This is a genomic window from Streptomyces sp. PU-14G, from assembly GCF_041028275.1.
In the GTDB taxonomy this organism is placed as follows: domain Bacteria; phylum Actinomycetota; class Actinomycetes; order Streptomycetales; family Streptomycetaceae; genus Streptomyces.
The window spans coordinates 1-2311 of the sequence record NZ_JASKYT010000593.1 but is presented as its reverse complement, the minus strand read 5'-3'; the positions used below and the strand labels follow the sequence as shown (position 1 = coordinate 2311).

Genomic DNA, 2311 nt, shown 5'->3' with positions numbered 1-2311 from the left:
GCGCCCAGGTAGCCGCAGGCCGCCGCGCGGCGCAGCGCCTCCTCGCGCGCGCCGGGCGCGTCCAGCGGGCCGTCCACGAGACCGGCGAAGCCGATCGCCACGCGGTCGCCGCCGAGCGGGAGGAGACCGACCTCGTCGACGCCGCCGGGGTCGAAGCGGACAGAGGAGCCCGCCGGCACCGCGAGCCGCATGCCGTAGGCGGCGGCGCGGTCGAAGTCGAGGCGCGGGTTGGCCTCGAAGAAGTGGAAGTGGGAGGTGACGCTGACCGGCACGTCGGCGGTGTTGCGCACGGTCAGCGTCACCCCAGGCGGCGCCGGGGAGTACGCCGCGTCGGTGCCGTCCTCGGGTGCTGCGGGCACCACCGCGCCCGGAGCCTCTTCCGCGTCGGCGGAACCGAGGGGGCAGGGGACGACCGCGAGCCGGGAGCCGTCGTCGAAGACGGCCTCGACCTGGATCTCGGTCAGAACGCCGGCCACGCCGGGCAGCACATCGGCGGGCCCGAGGACGGCCTGTCCGGCCGCGATCGCCTCGGCGAGCCGCCGTCCGTCGCGGGCCGCCTCGCAGACGGTGTCGGCGATCAGCGCCGTCGCCTCCGGCACGTTGAGCCTGAGCCCTCTGGCCCGCCTGGCCCGTGCCAGCTGAGCGGTGCCGAAGATCAGCAGACGGTCTCTCTCGGTCGGCCCCAGCCGCACGCTCGTCCACCTTCCGCCTCGTCGTGTGTGCCGTCCCGTGCAGAGAGCGGCGCAGGTTGCTGCTCCAGGATTTAGAGCAACACTCAAATAGTCAAGTCTTGCTCCACCCATTGACCCGGCCGCCATGCATGCCTCAGATTGAGCGCTGCTCAAAGAAGTGCCGGACCCCCAGGGAGCACCATGCAGATCGAGCAGCACGGCGTCGACGTCATCCCCGAAGCCGAGCGAACGAGCCGCCCCCGCGACATCGTCAGCTTCCTCATCGGCTCGAACCTGGCGCTCGGTGTCGTCGTCTTCGGCTGGTTGCCGGTCTCCTTCGGGCTCGGCTTCTGGGCCTCCGCCTCGGCGATGGTGCTGGGCACCCTCGTCGGGACGCTGCTGGTCGCCCCGCTCGCCCTGGTCTCCCTGCGCACCGCGACCAACCTCTCCACCAGCAGTGGCGCCCAGTTCGGCGTACGGGGCAGGCTGCTGGGCTCGGCCCTCGGCCTGCTGCTCTCGCTCGGCTACACGGCCCTGACCCTGTGGGTCGGCGGCGACGCTATGGTCGGCTCGCTCGCCCGGCTGTTCGGGCTGCCGGACTCGGCCGCCTCCTACGCGCTCGTCTACGCGGTGCTGGCCGTGTGCACCGCCGTGTGCGCCGTCTACGGCTACCGGCTGCTGCTGCGGCTCAGCCGCGTACTGGCGATCGGCATGACCGCGCTGCTGGTCGTCGGCCTGGCCGCGTACGCGCCGCAGTTCACCACCCAGGCCCCCGCAGGAACGGACTACCTGCTCGGCGACTTCCTCACGACCTGGCTGCTGGCCGTCGTCGCGGCCGGACTCAGCGGCCCCATGGCCTTCATCACCCTGCTGGGCGACTACACCCGCTACATGTCGCCCACCCGCCACTCCGCACGCCGGGTCTACCTGACCACCTGCGGCGGGCTCGTCGCCGGGCTGCTCATACCGCAGCTCTTCGGCACCTTCACCGCGGTCGCCGTCGACGCGGCGAGCGACTACGCGGGACCTCTCGTCCAACAGGCCCCGTTCTGGTTCCTCGTCCCCCTGCTGCTGGCCGCCTCGCTCGGCTCGGTCGGCAACGCGGGACTGATGCTCTACTCGATGGGCCTGGACCTGGACGCCATCGTGCCGCGCACCACCCGCACCCGTGCCACCTACAGCGTGGCGGCGCTGGCCACCGTCCTGGTCTACCTCGGGCATTTCGTGTGGGACGCACAGGACGCGATGACGGCGTTCGTCCTGCTGCTGACCGCCGTCGGCACCCCGTGGGCCGTGATCGTGCTGATCGGGCACGCGCGCTGCCGCGGGAGGTACGACGCCGAGGCGCTCCAGGTCCTCAACCGGCGTTCGGTCGGCGGCCGGTACTGGTTCACGGCGGGCTGGAACCCGCGGGCCACCGTGGCCTGGGCCCTCGGCTCCGGCGTCGGCCTGACGGCCGTCGACACGCCCGTCTACACCGGGCCGCTCGTCGGGCACCTGGGCGGTTTCGATCTCAGCTTCCTGCTTTCGGCCGCCGTCACGAGCGCGGTGTTCACCGCGGTGACGGCGAGGAGGCCGAGCGGTCTGACGGCCGAACCGCACACGGGGGAGACGCCTGCGGTGGGTGGGAGGTCTGCGGC

Annotated in this window: 2 protein-coding genes; one reads left to right on the top strand and one right to left on the bottom strand. The window is 72.4% G+C overall.

The annotated features are described in order from the left end of the window. A partial coding sequence (gene ureA / locus AB8Z75_RS33740) for an urease subunit gamma (protein WP_369208770.1) occupies nt 1-692 on the bottom strand: 692 nt, incomplete at its 3' end. Between the two features lie 180 nt (nt 693-872). Between ureA and AB8Z75_RS33735 the strand changes: the two genes are divergently transcribed. Beyond that, on the top strand, nt 873-2311 hold a 1439-nt coding region (locus AB8Z75_RS33735; protein WP_369208768.1), incomplete at its 3' end, for a cytosine permease.